General features: G+C 62.9%; 18 protein-coding genes. 12 read left to right on the top strand and 6 right to left on the bottom strand.

Annotated features, from left to right (window positions below):
- Nucleotides 1-111 precede the first annotated feature (111 nt).
- The gene (locus ACN6KF_RS22890; RefSeq protein WP_434959747.1) at nucleotides 112-1,446 is read right to left on the bottom strand and encodes a S41 family peptidase; all 1,335 of its coding nucleotides are present in this window, start codon (nucleotides 1,444-1,446) and stop codon (nucleotides 112-114) included.
- Nucleotides 1,446-2,825 (bottom strand): murein hydrolase activator EnvC family protein, encoded by a 1,380-nt coding sequence (locus ACN6KF_RS22885; protein WP_434959056.1) that lies wholly within the window; start codon nucleotides 2,823-2,825, stop codon nucleotides 1,446-1,448. Before ACN6KF_RS22885 ends, ACN6KF_RS22890 begins: the two co-directional genes overlap by 1 nt.
- Nucleotides 2,826-3,361: 536 nt before the next feature.
- Here ACN6KF_RS22885 and ACN6KF_RS22880 point away from each other — a divergent pair.
- Nucleotides 3,362-3,970, top strand: coding sequence for a YqaA family protein (locus ACN6KF_RS22880; RefSeq protein WP_434959055.1), 609 nt, complete (start codon nucleotides 3,362-3,364; stop codon nucleotides 3,968-3,970).
- Nucleotides 3,961-4,467, top strand: a complete 507-nt coding sequence (locus ACN6KF_RS22875; protein WP_434959054.1) for a disulfide bond formation protein B — start codon at nucleotides 3,961-3,963, stop codon at nucleotides 4,465-4,467. Before ACN6KF_RS22880 ends, ACN6KF_RS22875 begins: the two co-directional genes overlap by 10 nt.
- A 204-nt stretch (nucleotides 4,468-4,671) precedes the next feature.
- Here ACN6KF_RS22875 and ACN6KF_RS22870 read toward each other — a convergent pair whose 3' ends face one another.
- Nucleotides 4,672-5,850, bottom strand: coding sequence for an NAD(P)/FAD-dependent oxidoreductase (locus tag ACN6KF_RS22870; protein ID WP_434959053.1), 1,179 nt, complete (start codon nucleotides 5,848-5,850; stop codon nucleotides 4,672-4,674).
- A gap of 221 nt (nucleotides 5,851-6,071) precedes the next feature.
- Between ACN6KF_RS22870 and ACN6KF_RS22865 the strand changes: the two genes are divergently transcribed.
- Together ACN6KF_RS22865 and modC are read left to right on the top strand one after the other, a co-directional pair.
- The gene (locus tag ACN6KF_RS22865; protein WP_434959052.1) at nucleotides 6,072-6,527 is read left to right on the top strand and encodes a thiol-disulfide oxidoreductase DCC family protein; all 456 of its coding nucleotides are present in this window, start codon (nucleotides 6,072-6,074) and stop codon (nucleotides 6,525-6,527) included.
- Nucleotides 6,524-7,621: a molybdenum ABC transporter ATP-binding protein gene (modC, locus tag ACN6KF_RS22860; protein ID WP_434959051.1), complete on the top strand. Its 1,098-nt coding sequence runs from the start codon at nucleotides 6,524-6,526 to the stop codon at nucleotides 7,619-7,621. Before ACN6KF_RS22865 ends, modC begins: the two co-directional genes overlap by 4 nt.
- Here the strand turns inward: modC and ACN6KF_RS22855 are convergent.
- On the bottom strand, nucleotides 7,618-7,989 hold the full coding sequence (locus ACN6KF_RS22855; RefSeq protein WP_434959050.1) for a YkvA family protein: 372 nt from the start codon (nucleotides 7,987-7,989) through the stop codon (nucleotides 7,618-7,620). The two genes, modC and ACN6KF_RS22855, sit on opposite strands and share 4 nt — an antisense overlap.
- 217 nt (nucleotides 7,990-8,206) lie before the next feature.
- Between ACN6KF_RS22855 and sdhC the strand changes: the two genes are divergently transcribed.
- The 5 genes from sdhC (at nucleotide 8,207) to ACN6KF_RS22830 (ending at nucleotide 13,030) form a co-directional block, all read left to right on the top strand.
- Complete coding sequence (sdhC, locus tag ACN6KF_RS22850) at nucleotides 8,207-8,638, top strand: succinate dehydrogenase, cytochrome b556 subunit (RefSeq protein WP_434959049.1); 432 nt, start codon at nucleotides 8,207-8,209, stop codon at nucleotides 8,636-8,638.
- Nucleotides 8,639-8,647: 9 nt separating this feature from the next.
- On the top strand, nucleotides 8,648-9,034 hold the full coding sequence (gene sdhD, locus ACN6KF_RS22845; RefSeq protein WP_434959048.1) for a succinate dehydrogenase, hydrophobic membrane anchor protein: 387 nt from the start codon (nucleotides 8,648-8,650) through the stop codon (nucleotides 9,032-9,034).
- A 3-nt stretch (nucleotides 9,035-9,037) separates the two neighbouring features.
- Nucleotides 9,038-10,864, top strand: a complete 1,827-nt coding sequence (sdhA, locus tag ACN6KF_RS22840; protein ID WP_434959047.1) for a succinate dehydrogenase flavoprotein subunit — start codon at nucleotides 9,038-9,040, stop codon at nucleotides 10,862-10,864.
- 568 nt (nucleotides 10,865-11,432) lie between these two features.
- Nucleotides 11,433-12,212: a succinate dehydrogenase iron-sulfur subunit gene (locus ACN6KF_RS22835; RefSeq protein WP_434959046.1), complete on the top strand. Its 780-nt coding sequence runs from the start codon at nucleotides 11,433-11,435 to the stop codon at nucleotides 12,210-12,212.
- Nucleotides 12,213-12,214: 2 nt separating this feature from the next.
- On the top strand, nucleotides 12,215-13,030 hold the full coding sequence (locus ACN6KF_RS22830) for a nucleotidyltransferase domain-containing protein (protein ID WP_434959045.1): 816 nt from the start codon (nucleotides 12,215-12,217) through the stop codon (nucleotides 13,028-13,030).
- A gap of 51 nt (nucleotides 13,031-13,081) precedes the next feature.
- Here the strand turns inward: ACN6KF_RS22830 and ACN6KF_RS22825 are convergent, their stop codons facing one another.
- Nucleotides 13,082-13,300, bottom strand: coding sequence for a hypothetical protein (locus tag ACN6KF_RS22825; protein ID WP_149252780.1), 219 nt, complete (start codon nucleotides 13,298-13,300; stop codon nucleotides 13,082-13,084).
- A 262-nt stretch (nucleotides 13,301-13,562) separates the two neighbouring features.
- Here ACN6KF_RS22825 and ACN6KF_RS22820 point away from each other — a divergent pair, with 262 nt between their 5' ends.
- A complete protein-coding gene (locus ACN6KF_RS22820) occupies nucleotides 13,563-14,144 on the top strand; it encodes an AprI/Inh family metalloprotease inhibitor (protein WP_434959044.1) in 582 nt (193 codons plus the stop codon).
- 110 nt (nucleotides 14,145-14,254) lie between these two features.
- Here ACN6KF_RS22820 and ACN6KF_RS22815 read toward each other — a convergent pair whose 3' ends face one another.
- Complete coding sequence (locus tag ACN6KF_RS22815) at nucleotides 14,255-15,091, bottom strand: fatty acid desaturase (RefSeq protein ID WP_434959043.1); 837 nt, start codon at nucleotides 15,089-15,091, stop codon at nucleotides 14,255-14,257.
- A 247-nt stretch (nucleotides 15,092-15,338) separates the two neighbouring features.
- Between ACN6KF_RS22815 and ACN6KF_RS22810 the strand changes: the two genes are divergently transcribed.
- Entirely contained in the window at nucleotides 15,339-16,187 is an 849-nt protein-coding gene (locus ACN6KF_RS22810) for a helix-turn-helix domain-containing protein (protein ID WP_434959042.1), read from the top strand.
- Nucleotides 16,188-16,433: 246 nt separating this feature from the next.
- A complete protein-coding gene (locus ACN6KF_RS22805) occupies nucleotides 16,434-16,895 on the top strand; it encodes a hypothetical protein (protein WP_434959041.1) in 462 nt (153 codons plus the stop codon).
- Nucleotides 16,896-17,040: the final 145 nt, after the last annotated feature.

Genomic DNA, 17,040 nt, shown 5'->3' with positions numbered 1-17,040 from the left:
CTTTTGCGGGAACGATTCAAGCACGAATGTCCGGGGGCGCCTTCGCCCCCAAAACAGCAACGCCGGGACAAGCCCGGCGTTGCACAAGCATGGGATGGGCTGAAAAGCCTGTCAGTTCGGCACGCCCGCCTTCGGATCCGGCGGGAAATAGGCGCTCTTCTGCGCACCATGCAGCAGGTCGATCGCCTTGTTGAGCTGGGTATCGTCCTTCTCGTTGGCGGGCACATAGGCCGAGGAGCCGCCTTCCTCCGACTTGTTGTCGGCATCCGGATTGGCCAGATGGCCCTTGAGACCGGATTCGCCCTTGGTCTGGTCCTTGCCCTTGAGGTCGTCGGGCACGTTCTCCTGAACCACGATCTCCGGTTCGATGCCCTTGGCCTGGATCGAGCGGCCGGACGGGGTGTAGTAGCGCGCCGTGGTGAGGCGCAGCGCACCATTGCCCTGCAGCGGAATGATGGTCTGCACCGAGCCCTTGCCGAAGGAGCGCGTACCCAGGATGGTGGCGCGCTTGTGGTCCTGCAGGGCGCCGGCGACGATCTCCGACGCCGAAGCCGAGCCGCCATTGACCAGCACGATCACCGGCTTGCCGCCGGTCAGGTCGCCGTTGCGGGCGGAATAACGCTGCACGTCGTCGGCCTGACGGCCACGCGTGGAAACGATCTCGCCACGTTCGAGGAAGGCATCCGACACCTGGATCGCCTGGTCGAGCAGGCCGCCCGGATTGTTACGCAGGTCGATGACAAAACCCTTGAGCTTGTCCGGGCCGATTTCCTTGCTCAGCTTGTCGATGTTCTTCTTCAAGCCATCGAAGGTCTGCTCGTTGAACTGGGTGATGCGGATATAGCCGATGTCATCGCCCAGCTTCTTGGCTTTGACCGACTGCACCTTGATGATGTCGCGCACCACCTTGATGTCAACAGGCTCGCCCTTGTTGCGCAGGATCTTCAGGATGATCGGCGTGTTGACGGCGCCGCGCATCTTGTCGACGGCCTGCTGCAGCGTCATGCCCTGCGTCGCTTCGCCGTCGATGGCGGTGATCAGGTCACCGGAGAGGACGCCAGCCTTGGACGCCGGCGAATCATCGATCGGCGACACCACCTTGATGGCCCCGTCCTCCTGGGTCACCTCGATGCCGAGACCACCGAACTCGCCCTTGGTCTGCACCTGCATGTCCTGGAAGCTCTTGGCATCCATGTAGCTCGAATGCGGATCGAGCGAGGTCAGCATGCCGTTGATGGCGGCTTCCACCAGCTTGCCGTCCTCGGGCTGCTCGACATAATCCGAACGCACCCGCTCGAACACGTCGCCGAACAGGTTGAGCTGCTTGTAGGTGTCGGTGACGGCGGCATTGGCACCGCCCATCAGCAGCAGGTGGGGTTGCGTCACCGCGATCGTCGCGATCGCGCCCATGGCCACGCCGCAGAATAGAATGGGAAGCTTGCGAATCATCCGCGTGCCTTCTCGCCTTGATTGGCCCACCACGGGGTGGGGTCTATGGAAACACCGTCTTTCCTGAACTCTATATATAGGGCGGGTTGACCGGCACTTGAAGCACCGCCAAACGCCGCAGCCGTCGCCTGTATTCCCAAGCCCGCCTGAGACCCCGGATCGACGTTCGATCCCGAAGACGGACCTGAACCCATGGCGGCAACCGGCTCGCCCGTCAAGACAAACTGGCCCAGCCCCACATTGATCTTGTCCATGCCGGCCATCACGACATGATACCCGCCACCGGCATTGATGATCAAGAGTTGGCCGTAGGAGCGGAACTTGCCGGCGAAAACGACCCAGCCGTCGCAGGGCGCGGTGACGCTGGCGCCGGACGTCGCCGTCAGGGTCATGCCCTTGGCGGCGCCGCCATTGCCGTCATCGGCGCCGAAGCCGCGCAGCATCGCGCCGGTCACCGGCAAGCGTAACAGACCCTTGGCCTGGTCGAAGGGCATTGCGGGGGTCAGGCGGCTCGGATCCTGCAGGGCGGCGAGCGAAGGCCGGGTCTGGCCAGCCGCCGCGTCGGCGGTGTCGGCGGCGCGCCTGGCCGGCGCCACCTCGCGCTCCATGCGGGCGATCAAATCCTTGAGATTGGCGGCTTCCTGCGCCAAGGCGGTAGCATGGGCCTGTTCGCTGGTGAGGGTGTTCTGCTCCTGCGCCAGCACCTTCTGGCGCTCCTCGACCAGAAGCTGGGTGCGGGTGCGCTGCTCGGCGAGGGTGATAAGCGCCTGCTTGAGCGTGTCGCGTTCGATGGTGATCTCGCCCCGCACCCGGGCCAATTCCTTGAGATCGGCCACCAGGGCCAACATTTCCTGGCGCATTTCCGGCAGCACCGCCCCCAGCAGCATCGCCGTGCGCACCGCCTCCAGCGCGTCGTCCGGGCTGACCAGCAGGGCCGGCGGCGGATTGCGCCCCATGCGCTGGAGCGAGGCCAGCACCTCGATCAGCAGGCCGCGCTTGGAATCGAGGGAGACGCGAATATTGTCCTCATTGCTGTCGAGCGAAGCCAGTCGCGCCTCGGCACCCAGCACCTTGGCTTCGGTCTCATGCGTCTGATCACCGGTTTCGACCAATTGCTGGCGCAGCTTCTCGCTGTCGCTCCCGATCGCCTGGATCTCCTTGCGCAGGCGCGCCAGCGTCTCGTCGGACAGCTTGATCTCGCCCTGGATGCGCGCGAGGTCCTGGCGTTTGGCGGCAGCCTCGTCGGCGGCGGACGGGGCCGACGGAGGCGCCGCCTGCTCAGCCCGGGCGGGCAGACCTGCAAAGCACAGCAACGCAAACAGCGCCCCGGCGATCATGGCCGGGCTCTTGGTCGAGTTTGCGCTGGTCTCGTTCATTCAGGATAAATGCGGCCAATATGGTTAACGAAGTTTCAATCGTTAACGATTCGTCATTGTTGTCGAGAGACACTGGCGCCGTATCCCGCCTTTTCTGGGGCAGGATGAGGTTTCCAACGGGAAGTTGATCGCCGCCTTCTGGAGCAAAGCGCGTTTAGGCGTAAACGCTTCTTTTCTCTAACTCTTTGTTTCGACGCGTCTTTGCGATTTGAACTGATGCCGTCAAATCGCAAAACGCTGTGGCGCCGGTGGATTTCCCGCCGTATGCCCGCTAAGGAAACTTCGAAGAGTAAGTGAATTGCCTTGAATCCGTCATTTTCAGCCACGACTAGCGGTGCAAGTCGTGGTGACAGCGTCGCCGGAGGTGGCGGCAAGTGATGACGGGATCACTTGTTCTCCGACCTCTTCCCAGGGGGCACGATCCCGCCGCGAGCATGCCGGAATCCCACCACCGTCATGCTCTCATATCCTGCAACGCCCCGGACTGCCCGGCACCGCCCGATGGACGGATCCGGACTGCCTGCTCAGGGAAAACCATGCTGCGCCGCTTCTATGACTGGATGATCCGCATTTCGGAAAGTCCACGGGCCGTCTGGGCCCTCGGCATCGTTTCCTTTGCCGAAAGTTCCTTCTTCCCGTTTCCGCCCGACGTCATGCTGGTGCCGATGGCGGTCGCCCAACCGAAGAAGGCCTGGTTCTACGCCGCCGTCTGCACTGTCACCTCCGTCCTGGGCGGGGTGCTCGGCTATCTGATCGGCTGGCTGCTCTACGACACGGTCGGGTCCTGGCTGATCAGCGCCTATGGCTACCAGCACGGCGTCGAGCAGTTCCGCTGCCTCTATGCCCAATATGGCAGCTGGATCATCCTGATCAAAGGCCTGACGCCGATCCCCTACAAGATCGTGACCATCACCTCGGGCTTTGCCGGCTACAGCCTTTTCTGGTTCGTCCTGCTGTCGCTGCTCACGCGCGGCGCCCGCTTTTTCATCCTGGCCGGCTTCCTCAACTTCTTCGGCGAGCGCATCCGCGCCTTCATCGAAAAGCACCTGGCGCTGGTGGCGATCGCCTTCGTGGTGGTGCTGGTGGGCGGGTTCTTCGTCGTCGAATATCTGATGCCATCGGGTAGTACCGCAACATGCCAGTAAATCTCAGTTCCCGCTCCGCGCTCGCGGCCGGATTGATCGGCCTCGTCGTCATCGTCAGCGCCCTGGTGCTGCAGCACGGCTTCGGCTATGCGCCCTGCCCGCTCTGCCTAGAGCAGCGCTGGCCCTATTATGTCGGCGTGCCCATCGCCTTCATTCTCGCTTTCATCGGCGACAGGCTGTCGGCGAAAGTGATGGTGGTGGCCTTGCTGCTGCTGGCGGCCCTGTTCGCCTATGGCTGCGGCCTCGGCATCTACCAGGCGGGGGCGGAGTGGAACTATTGGCTCGGCCCCGCCAATTGCGCCGCCGGCAATATCGGTTCCAACCCGGCCAATGTCGGTGGGCTCCTCGATGCGATCGACACTTCCACCGTGGTGTCCTGCACCAATCCAAGCTTGCGTATCGCCGGCCTCTCGCTGGCCGGCTGGAATGCCATCGTCATGGCCGTGATGGTGCTGATCACGCTGAAGGGCGCCGCAAGCGCCGCCAAGTCGCACTGAAAGCGCGGCCAGAGCCCATCCGCGTTCGGATTGGCTCAAGTCCTGTCATTGCCGGGCTTGACCCGGCAATCCAGCCTCTCTTTCTAGTTACGAGGCCCCTCTGGATGCCCAGGGTCAAGCCTGGGCATGACAAAAATCTACGATTTCACCTTATAGGTCAGATAGTTAAGGGCTGCTACACCAGCGCTCCACATCGGCCCACTTTCAGATCACGTTGAGCTCGAAGACCGGCTTGTTCTCGATCACGCGCCGATAGTCGAACACCGACAGGTCCAGCGTCTGGAAGCGGCCCGTCGTGATCAGTTCGGCGACGGCGCGCCCGGCGGCCGGAGCCTGCTGCAGGCCGTGGCCGGAAAAGCCGTTGAGAAAGAAGAAGTTCGGCATGGCCGGATGCGGGCCAATCACAGCATTCTGGTCGAGCGTGTTGTATTCGTAATGCCCCGCCCAGGCCCGTATGAGCTTGAGCTCCTCCAGCGCCGGGACCTGGGTGGCCAGGGCTGGCCAGACGGCTTCCTCGAACAGGCTGTAATCGACCTCGAAATCGCCGTCCGCACGCTTCTCGCCGCGTTCGTCCTCGGCACCGCCGCAGATATAGACGTCGCCTTCCGGCCGGATATAGATGCCGCCTGGCTCGACCAGCAGCGGCATGCGCGGCAACTCGGTCCTGCAGCGCACCACGAAGACGGAGCGCTTGCGCGGCTCGACTGGCAGGCCGAGCCCGGCCAGGGCGGCAACGTCGCCACCCTGCGGCCCCGCCGCGTTGACGAGCGTGCCGCAGGCGATGCGCCCGCCCGATTTCAGCCTGACCGCCTCGGCCTTGCCGTCCCGGTGATCGATGCCGACCACCTCGTCCTTCACATAGACGGCGCCGGCATCCCGCGCCGCCTTGCGGAAGAGATCGAGCAGGGAATGGGCGTCGAACCAGCCCTCCCCCCGGCGGCCATAGGCACCGGCGGCGATGCTCTCGACATTGAGCCAGGGAAATTCATGGCTGAGAGCCTGCGGATCGAGCAGCTCGATCGCCGTGCCCTCGGCCTGCTGGACCTGCCAGTTCTGCTCGAGGATCGCCTTACCGCCCTCGCTAGCCAGCAGGAGGTAGCCGCCCTCATGGAAACCGATGTCGGCGCTCGGGCCGAAGCGCTCCTTGAGATTGCGCATGATCTCCAGGCCGAACAGGCTCATGCGGATGTTCTCGGGCGTGGAGAATTGCTGCCGGATCGAGGCGGCCGACAGGGTGGTCGAGGAATGGGCATAGGTCGGATCGCGCTCGATCACCGTGACGGAGCCGGCGAAACCCAGTTCGACCTTGAGGAAATAGGCGGTGGCTGAGCCCATGGCGGCGGCGCCGACGATGACGATGTCTGAAGAAGAAGAAGGGATCACAAGAAGCTCGCTGGCGGAAGGGCGATTGCGCCCGGGGGTTGGCCTTTCTATGATCGCAGGTACGGGATGCGCAATATCCCCGGGTGCGCGGACGTCTCGGCCGCATCTTCCTTTCCTGCGGATGGGCCGTGTCCAGGATGCGGATCGTCCGACACTCTCTTGAGTGTCGCAGGACGTCCGCGCACCCGGGAATGCCTTCGCAAGATCATGGGAGAGTTTTCGTGAACCAATGGCGGCCGCAGCCTGCAGGCGACCTGCCCGACGGACTGATTCTGTTCGACGGGGTCTGCGTCCTGTGTTCGGGCATGGTGGCCTTCGTCATTCCCCGGGATGCCCTCAGCCGTTTCCGATTCGTCGCCATTCAGAGTGAAGCGGGCGCCGTGCTCGCCGATCGTTTCGGCATCCGGGCGGATGATCCCGAGGCTGTCGCCGTGATCAGCGACGGCATCGCCTATTTCAAGGCGGATGCGGCCATCGCCATCGGCCGGGGCCTGCCGGGCTGGCGCTGGGCGGTCGTGCTGAAGGCCGTACCCCGCCCCGTGCGGGATTTCCTCTATGACCGTATCGCCCGCAACCGCTACCGCCTGTTCGGCAAGCGCGAGAGCTGTCTGATGCCGACGCCCGAGATCCGCGCCCGTTTCATCGCTACCCTGCCCGATCTTGCGAGCGCGGCATGATCGAGGCTGACATCATCGTCCGGCGCGCCGGCTTCACGCTCGAATCGGCCTTTACCTCGGTTGGCGGCATCACCGCCTTGTTCGGCCGTTCGGGCTCGGGCAAGACCACGCTCCTTAATGCCATGGCCGGGCTGATCCGGCCCGACAGTGGGCATATACGCCTCGATGGGCAGACGCTGTTCGAAGCCTCCTCCCGTACCTTCCTCGCTCCGCATCGGCGCCGGATCGGCCTGGTCTTCCAGGATGCCCAGCTTTTCCCGCATCTCACCGCCAGGCAGAACCTCCTTTATGGCCGCTTCTTCAACCGTCGATCGCTCGACGTCGCCGGCCCGAAGCTCGAATTCGACGCGGTTGTCGGCGTGCTTGGCATCGAAAAGCTGTTGGGCCGCCGGCCGAACGCGCTTTCGGGCGGCGAGAAACAGCGCGTGGCCATCGGCCGCGCCTTGCTGGCCTCTCCTCGCCTGCTGCTGATGGACGAACCACTCGCCGCGCTCGACGCGCCGCGCAAGCTCGAAATCCTGCCCTTGATCGAGCGCGTGCGCGACGAGATGAAGGTGCCGATTCTCTATGTCTCGCATGCGGTGGAGGAGGTAGCGCGCCTCGCCGCCCGTGTCGTGGTCCTGGAGGCCGGCCAGGTCAGCCGCATCGGCACGCCGCAGGACGTGCTGGTACCGGCATCCGGCCCGCTCTCCAATCAGCGCTTCGAGACGGTCTCGCTGCTGGAAGCACGCGTGCGCGGCTATGACGAGCATTACGGCCTCTCGACCCTTGATCACCCGGCTGGCCCGATCAGCATTCCCGGCCGCGCCGACCCGCCCGGGACCAAGGTGCGCGTGGTGGTGCGAGGCTCCGACGTCTCCATCGCCATGAAACGCCCGGGCAGCGTGTCGATCCGCACCATGCTGGGGGCGCAAGTGCAGGCGATCGATGCCGATGACGGCCCAGTCGCCCGCGTCGACCTCATACTCACCGGCGGCGACAAGCTTTCCGCCTTCATCACCCGCAACGCCGTGGATGAGCTTGGCCTGGGCCAGGGCGATAGCGTCCTGGCCATGATCAAGGCGGCGTCGATCGACGCGCGGTGGGAGGGCTAGCGCCCCTTCTTCACCTCGTCCAGCCAGCGCCGGGCCGCTTCGTGATGGCGCGGCAGTATGGCGCCGGAGACCATGCGGATGGCGGCATAGAGGATGGCGGCATCGTCGGTGAAGCCGAGGCCGACGATGAAATCGGGGACGATGTCGAAAGGCAGCACGAAATAGGCGAGCGCAGCCGCCAGCGTCGCCCGCACCTTGAAGGGCGTGTCGCGGTCGAGCACCGCGTAATAGGCGGCCAGGAGATCGGAAGCGAAGGGTATATGGGCGAGCGCCAGCTTCAGCTTGGGCAGGAAATTGGCCCTGAGCTGTTCCTTGCGCCGCTCGAAACGACGGCCGGCATCGTCATACATACGGGACTGTGTGACCATGGTACCCTCCTCAACGCGAGACCATGTGGCCCCGCTTGCGGCGGTTTCAAGCATCGCATGCCCAGACATCGTGAAAATATTTCGATCTGCATGGCTGCTCTGCGCCCAAAATCCGCCAGGATCTCGGGATTCGCGTTCTAATCCATTGCACTGAGCCCGCCGACAGGATATCGCATCGCAGCAAGATTATAACGGGTCGAAACTGGAGGTCCTTCCGATGGCCGATCCTAACGCGTCCGCCGGCAAGCCTGGCCTGGCTGATTCGCGTCCCTTGTCGCCGCATCTGCAGATCTATCGCTGGCCGATCACCATGACGATGTCGATCCTGCACCGCGTGACCGGCGGGGCTCTCTATGTCGGTACCTTGCTGCTCGCCTGGTGGCTTTTGGCTGCGGCGACCAGCCCGTCGGCCTTCGCCTGGATGCAGTGGTTCATCGGCAGTCCGCTCGGCCTCCTCATCCTGTTCGGTTATACTTGGGCTCTGATGCATCACATGCTCGGCGGCATCCGGCATTTCATTTGGGACTTCGGGCATGGCCTCGGGCCGGGCGAACGCAACGTCTATGCCTGGGCCAATGTGATTGGATCGGTGGCGCTCACGGTGCTGATCTGGATCGTCGGCCTGCTGGCCTTCAGCAGCGCCAACTGAGGACCCGACATGAGCAAGAGCCTCAAGACCCCTCTCGGCCGCGTGCGCGGCCTCGGTTCGGCCAGGTCCGGTACCCATCATTTCTGGCTGCAGCGCCTGACCGGCGCCGCCATGGTGCCGCTCACCATCGCTTTCGTGCTGACGGTGATCTGCCTTGCCGGCGCCAGCCAGGCCACGGCGATCGCCACCTTGTCCTCGCCGCTCGTCGCCATCCTGCTGTTCCTGTTTATCATCGCCGGTATCGTCCATATGCGGGCCGGCATGCAGGTGATCATCGAGGACTATGTCGAGACGGAAAGCCTGAAGATCCTGGCAGTACTCGCCAACACCTTCTTCTCGCTCCTGGTAGGGGCTGCTTGCCTCTACGCGCTGCTGAAATTGAATTTCGGGATGTAAGCCATGGCCGAAGGCACCGTTACCACCCCCTCCGCCCTGGGCACTGCCTATCCCATCACCGATCACACCTATGACGTCGTGGTTGTGGGCGCCGGTGGCGCGGGCTTGCGCGCCGTGGTCGGCTGTTCCGAAGCGGGGCTGCGCACCGCCTGCATCACCAAGGTCTTCCCGACGCGGTCCCACACCGTGGCCGCACAGGGCGGCATCGCCGCCTCGCTCGGCAATATGGGTCGCGACGACTGGCGCTTCCACATGTACGACACCGTCAAGGGTTCGGACTGGCTCGGCGATCAGGACGCCATCGAATATCTGGTGCGCAACGCGCCCGCCGCCGTCTACGAGCTTGAGCATTGGGGCGTGCCCTTCTCGCGCACCGAGGACGGCCGCATCTACCAGCGCCCCTTCGGCGGCATGACCACCGATTTCGGCAAGGGCATCGCCCAGCGCACCTGCGCCGCCGCCGATCGCACCGGCCACGCCATGCTGCACACGCTCTACGGCGCGGCGCTCAAGCACCAGGCCGAGTTCTTCGTCGAATATTTCGCCATCGACCTGATCATGGATGAGGATGGCCAGTGCCGCGGCATCGTGGCCCTGAAGATGGACGACGGTACCATCCATCGCTTCCGCGCCCATCGCACCATCCTGGCGACAGGTGGCTATGGTCGCGCCTATTTCACCGCGACCTCGGCCCATACCTGCACCGGCGACGGCAACGCCATGGTGCTCAGGGCCGGCCTGCCGCTGCAGGACATGGAATTCGTGCAGTTCCATCCCACCGGCATTTATGGCGCCGGCTGCCTGATCACCGAAGGCGCCCGCGGCGAGGGCGGCTACCTCACCAATTCGGAAGGCGAGCGCTTCATGGAGCGCTATGCCCCCTCTGTGAAGGACCTTGCCCCGCGTGACATGGTCTCGCGCGCCATGACCATGGAAATCCGCGAAGGCCGGGGCGTCGGCAAGCGCAAGGATCACATTTTCCTGCATCTCGACCACCTCGATCCCAAGATCCTGGCCGAGCGCCTGCCGGGCATCTCCGAATCGGCCCGCATTTTCGCCGGCGTCGATCTCACCAAGGAGCCGATCCCGGTGCTGCCGACGGTGCATTACAACATGGGCGGCATCCCCACCAATTATCACGGCGAAGTGTTCACCAAGAAAGGTAACGACCCGGATGCGATCGTCCCCGGCCTGATGGCCCTGGGTGAAGCAGCCTGCGTCTCCGTGCACGGCGCCAACCGCCTCGGCTCCAACTCGCTGATCGACCTCGTGGTCTTCGGCCGCGCGGCGGGCCTGCGTTGCGCCGAAACGATCAAGCCCGGCGAGAAACATGCCGACCTGCCGGCCGATTCGGCCGAGAAGGCGCTCTCACGCCTCGATCGCCTGCGCTACGCCAAGGGATCGACGCCCACCGCCGAACTCCGCCTTTCCATGCAGCATGTGATGCAGAGCGACTGCGCCGTCTACCGCACCAGCGCCTCGCTCGCCGAAGGCAAGCAGAAGATCCATCAGGTCTGGGGCAGTGCCGATGACGTGCGCGTCACCGACCGCTCGCTGATCTGGAACTCGGACCTGATCGAAACCCTGGAATTCGACAATCTGATCAGCCAGGCCGTGGTCACCATGGACGGCGCGGAGAATCGCAAGGAAAGCCGCGGCGCCCACGCCCATGAGGATTTCCCCAACCGCGACGATCAGAACTGGATGAAGCACACGCTGGCCTGGGCCGACACCGAGAAGAAGTCCGTCACGATCGATTACCGGCCGGTGCACACCTACACCATGTCGAACGACGTCCAGTATATCGAGCCGAAGGCACGCGTATACTGATGCGATGGCTCTTCGCGATAGGCCTACTTGCGCTTTCTGTCTCGGAGCTACGAGCTGAAGTACGACATAGTGGCCTCGTCGGGTGTTGGCAGCCTAAGCAACAAAATGATCGCTACTTTCGTTCTGCATGCTTTTATCCCAGTGGAGATTTGGAGATAAGCCTGACCCTGACAACGGAGGGTTTTGGGGATTGCGCTCGATATCAGTTGAAGACACCCGACGTCATGCATGGATCAACTCTAACGCCTGGTGAGGCATTCTACGGAATTTCTAAACATGGATTTAGATTTAGAGGCATATCGAATCCAAAGAAATTTCAATGCAACGTAAGAAATCGCGATGGCATGCTTTCTTTGACAGGAAGCAGGTGCCCATTCATCACGCAATGGGTGCCCACTAAATTCAAACTGCGAGACCCAGACTCTATTTGTAGGTCTGAGGCGAGCAGCAATTGAAGTTACTGTTGATGTGATTTGCAAACCGGCTGATGCTCTGCCTCGGCCAATGGTTAAAAAGACTAGACGTTTGTTAGGTTCAAGTTTGAGCTGCCAGACGCGGAGAGGCTAGCATGGTCCAACTCACACTTCCCAAGAACTCCCGCATCGTCAGCGGCAAGGTCTGGCCGAAGCCGGAGAGCCAGAAGAATCTGCGCGAGTTCAAGATCTACCGCTACGATCCGGACGGTGAGTCGAACCCGCGCACCGATACCTATTTCGTCGATCTCGACGATTGCGGCCCGATGGTGCTGGACGCCATCATCTGGATCAAGAACACCATCGATCCGACGCTGACCTTCCGCCGCTCCTGCCGCGAAGGCATCTGCGGCTCCTGCGCCATGAACATCGACGGGGCCAACACGCTGGCCTGCACCAAGGCGATGGACGACATCAAGGGCGTGATCAAGATCTATCCGCTGCCGCATATGCCGGTGGTGAAGGACCTGGTGCCCGACCTTACCCGCTTCTATGCCCAGCACGCCTCGGTCGAGCCCTGGCTGAAGACCGACACGCCGATGCCGGAAAAGGAATGGCGGCAGTCGCATGGTGACCGCGAGAAGCTCGACGGCCTCTATGAATGCATCCTGTGCGCCTGCTGCTCCACCTCCTGCCCGAGCTACTGGTGGAACGGCGACCGCTATCTCGGCCCCGCCGCCCTGCTGCAGGCCTATCGCTGGCTGATCGACAGCCGCGACGAGCGCACCGGCGACCGGCTGGATGAGCTGGAGGACCCCTTCAAGCTCTATCGCTGCCACACCATCATGAACTGCGCCCAGACCTGCCCCAAGGGTCTGAATCCGGCCAAGGCGATCGCCGAGATCAAGAAGATGATGGTGGCAAGGCAGGTGTGAGCATGGCCTCTGCCTTGCAAGAGCCTGTCTCGGCACGAATGCGCGAGACCATCAAGCAGAGACTTGACCAGATTCGAACCGAGGAGAACGCCAGAATATTGCTGGCAGTCGAGTCAGGTAGTCGTGCCTGGGGATTTTGGTCACCCGACAGCGATTACGATGTCCGTTTCGTCTACGTCCGAAGCGCGACGGATTATCTGTCGATCGAGCCGCCGCGCGATGTCATCGAGCGACCGATCTCCGACGAACTCGATTTTGCCGGATGGGATCTGGCCAAGACACTAGGGCTCATTTTCAAATCCAACGCCGTGATCCTTGAGTGGCTGCAATCGCCAATTCACTACGGCGGCAATGAAGCTTTCTCTTCTGCCATTCGCGACTTCGCCAAGCCCCGACTCGACGAGAAAGCCCTGGCTTATCACTACCTCAACTTGGCACGGAGCCAGATCAATCGGTTCCTTGATGATCCGACGCTCGTTCGTGGCAAGAAGTATTTTTACGTCATACGGCCTGCACTGACGCTACGCTGGCTGCGCTTGCATGGCGCAGACGATGTTCCACCAATGGATTTCGGCAGACTCACCAGTGAGACAGCACTGCCAGATAGCATTCTCGAGACACTGGCCGTACTCCTAGAGCAGAAAAAGAAGGAGCGAGAATTCGGCCTAATTCCCCGGAATCCGAATTTGGACGCCCTGATCTACGCGGAGGTGCAGGACGGAGAGCAGAGAGCGAGGCGACCCGCCCAGCGCAAGCTGGCGAACGACATCGATGCCGCAAACACCTTCCTTCGCGAGTGGATTTACAAAGTCGCCTAGGCCCCTCTCACCGCCGCGCCTACATGCCTGACGAGAGAGCGAGCGAGTTTCTCACCGCACCGGGCCAGTGACGTCCACGTCTTCCACCGGAGGCTGCTTGCCGAGTTCATTGCGGTCGAGCCGGGGCGAGGCCGCGGCTGGAACGGTGGCGGGCGCGTGGAGCGTGAGTTTGGGCAGTTCGAGATTGCTGTCGACGCGGCCAATCGGAGCGGCCGACGACGTCATCGTCGACAGGGCGACCAGCACTGCAACGGCGCTCGGGGCAGCCATGGGTTCTCTCCGGGACGTGTGACGTTCAGGCCACACCTTGGCGAAATTGATTTAAGCAAGCCTTAAGATCATCGAGCCTATCAAAGATTCGACACAGAACCAGCTCAACAGGGCAGTGTGGCCTCGCGGTCTAATTTCCCCTACGGCACGCGAGATTGTTTGCCCGATTTATCGCCTGCGGCGTTGCGCTTCTTGCTGTCGCCGTGCGCCTCGATCTGTTATGGGCAGTACCTGATAACTCTGACTGGGACCGGATGGACCGATGAGATTTTCCGCGCTGGCAATTCTACCTTGTGCCCTGCTGCTGGCGTCCTGCGCGTCGTCATCCCGCCTTGGCGACGCCTTCGATTTCGGCAGTTCGCGCCGCCCCCCGCCCGATGCCGGTCGCCCCGTGCCGGCACCGGAGCCGCTGATGGCGGCACCGACGGAGGACGTGACCTCCCAGCCCCTGCCGCCCGCCGGCGGCGAGGCGACGCCGGGCGGCACGGCCGCTGCCCCCTCCACCTCGCTCGCGCCGCCGAGCAACCAGGTCGCGGCCCTGCCGACCACGCCGCGGGCGCCGTCCACCGGCGGCATCTCCGGGAGTTGGAAGATTTCCGATGCGGCGCGCGGCAGTTGCAACATCTCGCTGACGCGCCAGGCCCTGCTCGACGTCTACCGTGCCTCTCCGTCCGGCTGCCAGGCCGGATCGCTCGCCAAGGTCAATGCCTGGCAGCAGCGTGGCCAGGAGATCGATCTGCTTGAGCCGGGCGGCCGCACCGCCGTGCGTCTGTTCCCGACGGGCGACGGCGCCTATGAGGGCGCGGCCACGCTGTCGGGCGCCAAGATCCGGATGACCCGGTAGAGGGTGGCTTCCGACGGGAATATTCGTGAGGGCAGGCTTCGGCCTGCCCTTTTTTTCCAAATCGATGAACAGAAAACAAACAGGCGGCCGATGCGATGGGCCCGCCAGGCTCATCCCTGTGCGGGCGCCCGGCCATAGGGATGGATCAGCGTGTCGTGCTCGGTGACGAAATAACGCCGGGCCACGTCCCAATAGCCGTTATAGACCAGACCGCCATTCTCACGAATCACCCGCTCGCGGTTAGCGCGGTACCAGGCCGGGATTTCGTACCAAGGCATCATCGGATTGTCGTGATGCACGACATGCAGGTTGTTGTAGAGGAAGAGCAGGCCTAGCACCGGCGCGTTCTCGACGATGGCCGTGCGCTCCTCCACATCGTTCTCCGCGCGGTGCTCGGCGAAGGAACGCACCAGCATCAGCGCCGTGCCGGGGTAGACGATCGCCACAAAATACACGAGCGGATTGAGACCGCACACCAGCACGAGCCAGGCCAGCACCACCAGGAGCTGCAGGGCGTGGCTGGTCCAGATGCGGCGATGCATCGGCTCATTGCGCCACACGGCACGGGCTTCGCGGAACAGGAAGGTCGACATTGCCCGCGCCGGCCCGATGATCATCCGGCCAAGGAAGGTGGCGTTGGCGCGGATCGTCCAGGCATGGAAGCGGCCAAGCCGATCCCATTGCTCCTGTGTCCAGTAGTGCGATTCCGGATCGTCGAGCGGGTCGGTCAGCCGTTCGTCGCGGTGATGCAGCAGGTGACTGATGCGATAGGATTCATAGGGCAGCCATAAGAGCAGCGGCCAGCAGCCGATCCAGCGATTGAGCGTCCGGTTCGAGGTCGGATGCCCGTGGATGATTTCATGCTGGAGGGAGGCATGCCAGGCGACCGTCCAGCCTCCGAGCGGAATCCAGAGCCAGAGCGGAATCGCGGCATGAAAATAGGTCAATACCCCCCAAAAGCTATAGATTAAAGCCGCAAGAGCGACGGTCGGCCACTCGACCGCCTTCCGTCTCCGCCGCGCCTGAATCTCAGCCTTATGCATTCAAATCACTCCATAATTACAGTGATGATGCGGCGAAAGCCTAAATCACACAAGGATTGTGTTGTCGCATAACATTGACATTTGTAGTTTAATAATCTCCTATGTAGATTGTTTCATCATTCGTTGATAATTATAAACAACCAGGGCAGAAATGGCACACCCTACCGCGGCTCAGAGCTTTCGCGACCGGCTCGAACGGGTCATTGGCCAGACCGGCCTGAACCAGGCGGGCTTCGCCCGCCATGTCGGCATCGATCGCTCCACCCTGTCGCAATTGCTGTCGGCGGAGAATGACCGCCTGCCGCGGGCCGAGACTTTGGCGGCTATCGCCAAGGGCTGCCGCATCTCGATCGACTGGCTGCTCGGCCTCAGCCAGCGCGAACAGATCGGCGCCGAGCTGGTTGAAGCGGTGTTGACCATCGAGACCCAGGCCCATGCCCCCTTCAACGAGCGCTTCCTGCGTTGGCATGCCGAGGCGGCGGGCCGCAAATTGCGCACCGTGCCGATGAGCTTTCCCGACTTCCTGAAGACGGACGAGGTCATGCAGTTCGAATATGCGGTGGCGCTCGGCCCAGATTCGAACCCGGCCCTGGCCGAGCGGCGGCGGTTGACCATCGCCGCCATCCGCGATGGCGGCGAGATGGAGGCCTGTGTCTCCGTCCAGGCGCTGGAACTCTTCGCCAAGGGCCAGGCCCAATGGGAGGGCTTCGATAGCGCTGCCCGGAAGACCCAGTTCCACACCATGGCCAACCTGGTGGACGAACTCTATCCGACGCTGCGGCTCAATCTGTACGATCTTAGGCACACCTATTCGGCGCCCTTCACCATCTTCGGCAATTCCCGCGCCGCGGTCTATCTAGGACCGACCTACCTTGTCCTCAATGCCAGCGAACATATCCGCCTGCTGACACGCCGCTTCGATGACATCGTGCGCACCGCCACCGTGCAACCCCATGTCGTGGCCGCCTATCTGCGCGATCTCGGCGCCTCTCTCGACTGAGCAGGATCGGCACGGCGCGCGACCGGAACGCTCCAGCTCCACGCCTTGATGAGGCGCTGTTCAACAGGGAAAGTCCTGATTTGTCATAGCTGGGCTTGTTCCGGCTGTAACAAGGCACACGCAAACTCGGATGAAGTTTAGGTACGCCGTTCTCCATGCAAGATGAACGCCACGTGAACGAGCGCTTGCATCGTTGTTCACACAGTTCCGGCTATGGTGCCCGCAGATCTGGTCTGGAGAAGCTTCATGCCCTGCCGAACCCTTATCGGGGTGATTGCCGGTCTGGCCCTCCTGACCCTGGGCTTTCAGACCGATGTGAATGCCGCCTTCGCGCAAAACTCGTTGAATAATTACGCCCAGACGCCGCAGCAGGCACCGACGCTGGGAGCCAATCGAGGTCTTCCGCAGGCACCGAACGAGGTCGGTCGGGGGCCGGACGAGGCAGGGAATCCACGCCTGCTGCCGCCGCGCGCCATCATTTCCAGCCTGGCCGGTCGGGGATACCGCAACGTCGTCATCAAACGCGTGCGGGGCGACAGCTATATCGCCGAAGCGGAGGGCTCGGAGGGCGGGCGCGTCCTCATCGTCATCGATGGCCATACCACCGAAATTACGGGACTGCGGCAATTGGGCTGGGCCCGGCCTCCCCGCCAATGGGACAATGACAGCTGGGTCCCGCCGCGTCCCTGGAGTGGTCCACGCTGGTAGGCTCGAGCCGAAACTCGATAGCTCGGCGTGCTCCGGAGCAGTCCGGCAGCCCGCCTGCGCTCCCGGCGCGGGCGGGCTCGTTATTTGACGCTGCCACCACAAAAGATGCTGGCGCAAATTACGGTCTCTGCGAGCGGCAATTCTC

This window comes from Labrys methylaminiphilus subsp. lupini (genome assembly GCF_051161885.1).
Taxonomy (GTDB): domain Bacteria; phylum Pseudomonadota; class Alphaproteobacteria; order Rhizobiales; family Labraceae; genus Labrys.
Note: the sequence above shows the minus strand (reverse complement) of the source record. Positions and strands in the feature narration are given on the sequence as shown.

Bases quoted from the DNA above. Each gene is read 5' to 3' on its own strand.
- ACN6KF_RS22885 (WP_434959056.1), bottom strand. From the start codon at position 2,825: ATGAACGAGACCAGCGCAAACTCGACCAAGAGCCCGGCCATGATCGCC.
- ACN6KF_RS22880 (WP_434959055.1), top strand. From the start codon at position 3,362: ATGCTGCGCCGCTTCTATGACTGGATGATCCGCATTTCGGAAAGTCCA.
- ACN6KF_RS22875 (WP_434959054.1), top strand. From the start codon at position 3,961: ATGCCAGTAAATCTCAGTTCCCGCTCCGCGCTCGCGGCCGGATTGATC.
- modC (WP_434959051.1), top strand. From the start codon at position 6,524: ATGATCGAGGCTGACATCATCGTCCGGCGCGCCGGCTTCACGCTCGAA.
- ACN6KF_RS22855 (WP_434959050.1), bottom strand. From the start codon at position 7,989: ATGGTCACACAGTCCCGTATGTATGACGATGCCGGCCGTCGTTTCGAG.
- sdhC (WP_434959049.1), top strand. From the start codon at position 8,207: ATGGCCGATCCTAACGCGTCCGCCGGCAAGCCTGGCCTGGCTGATTCG.
- sdhD (WP_434959048.1), top strand. From the start codon at position 8,648: ATGAGCAAGAGCCTCAAGACCCCTCTCGGCCGCGTGCGCGGCCTCGGT.
- sdhA (WP_434959047.1), top strand. From the start codon at position 9,038: ATGGCCGAAGGCACCGTTACCACCCCCTCCGCCCTGGGCACTGCCTAT.
- ACN6KF_RS22835 (WP_434959046.1), top strand. From the start codon at position 11,433: ATGGTCCAACTCACACTTCCCAAGAACTCCCGCATCGTCAGCGGCAAG.
- ACN6KF_RS22830 (WP_434959045.1), top strand. From the start codon at position 12,215: ATGGCCTCTGCCTTGCAAGAGCCTGTCTCGGCACGAATGCGCGAGACC.
- ACN6KF_RS22825 (WP_149252780.1), bottom strand. From the start codon at position 13,300: ATGGCTGCCCCGAGCGCCGTTGCAGTGCTGGTCGCCCTGTCGACGATG.
- ACN6KF_RS22820 (WP_434959044.1), top strand. From the start codon at position 13,563: ATGAGATTTTCCGCGCTGGCAATTCTACCTTGTGCCCTGCTGCTGGCG.
- ACN6KF_RS22810 (WP_434959042.1), top strand. From the start codon at position 15,339: ATGGCACACCCTACCGCGGCTCAGAGCTTTCGCGACCGGCTCGAACGG.
- ACN6KF_RS22805 (WP_434959041.1), top strand. From the start codon at position 16,434: ATGCCCTGCCGAACCCTTATCGGGGTGATTGCCGGTCTGGCCCTCCTG.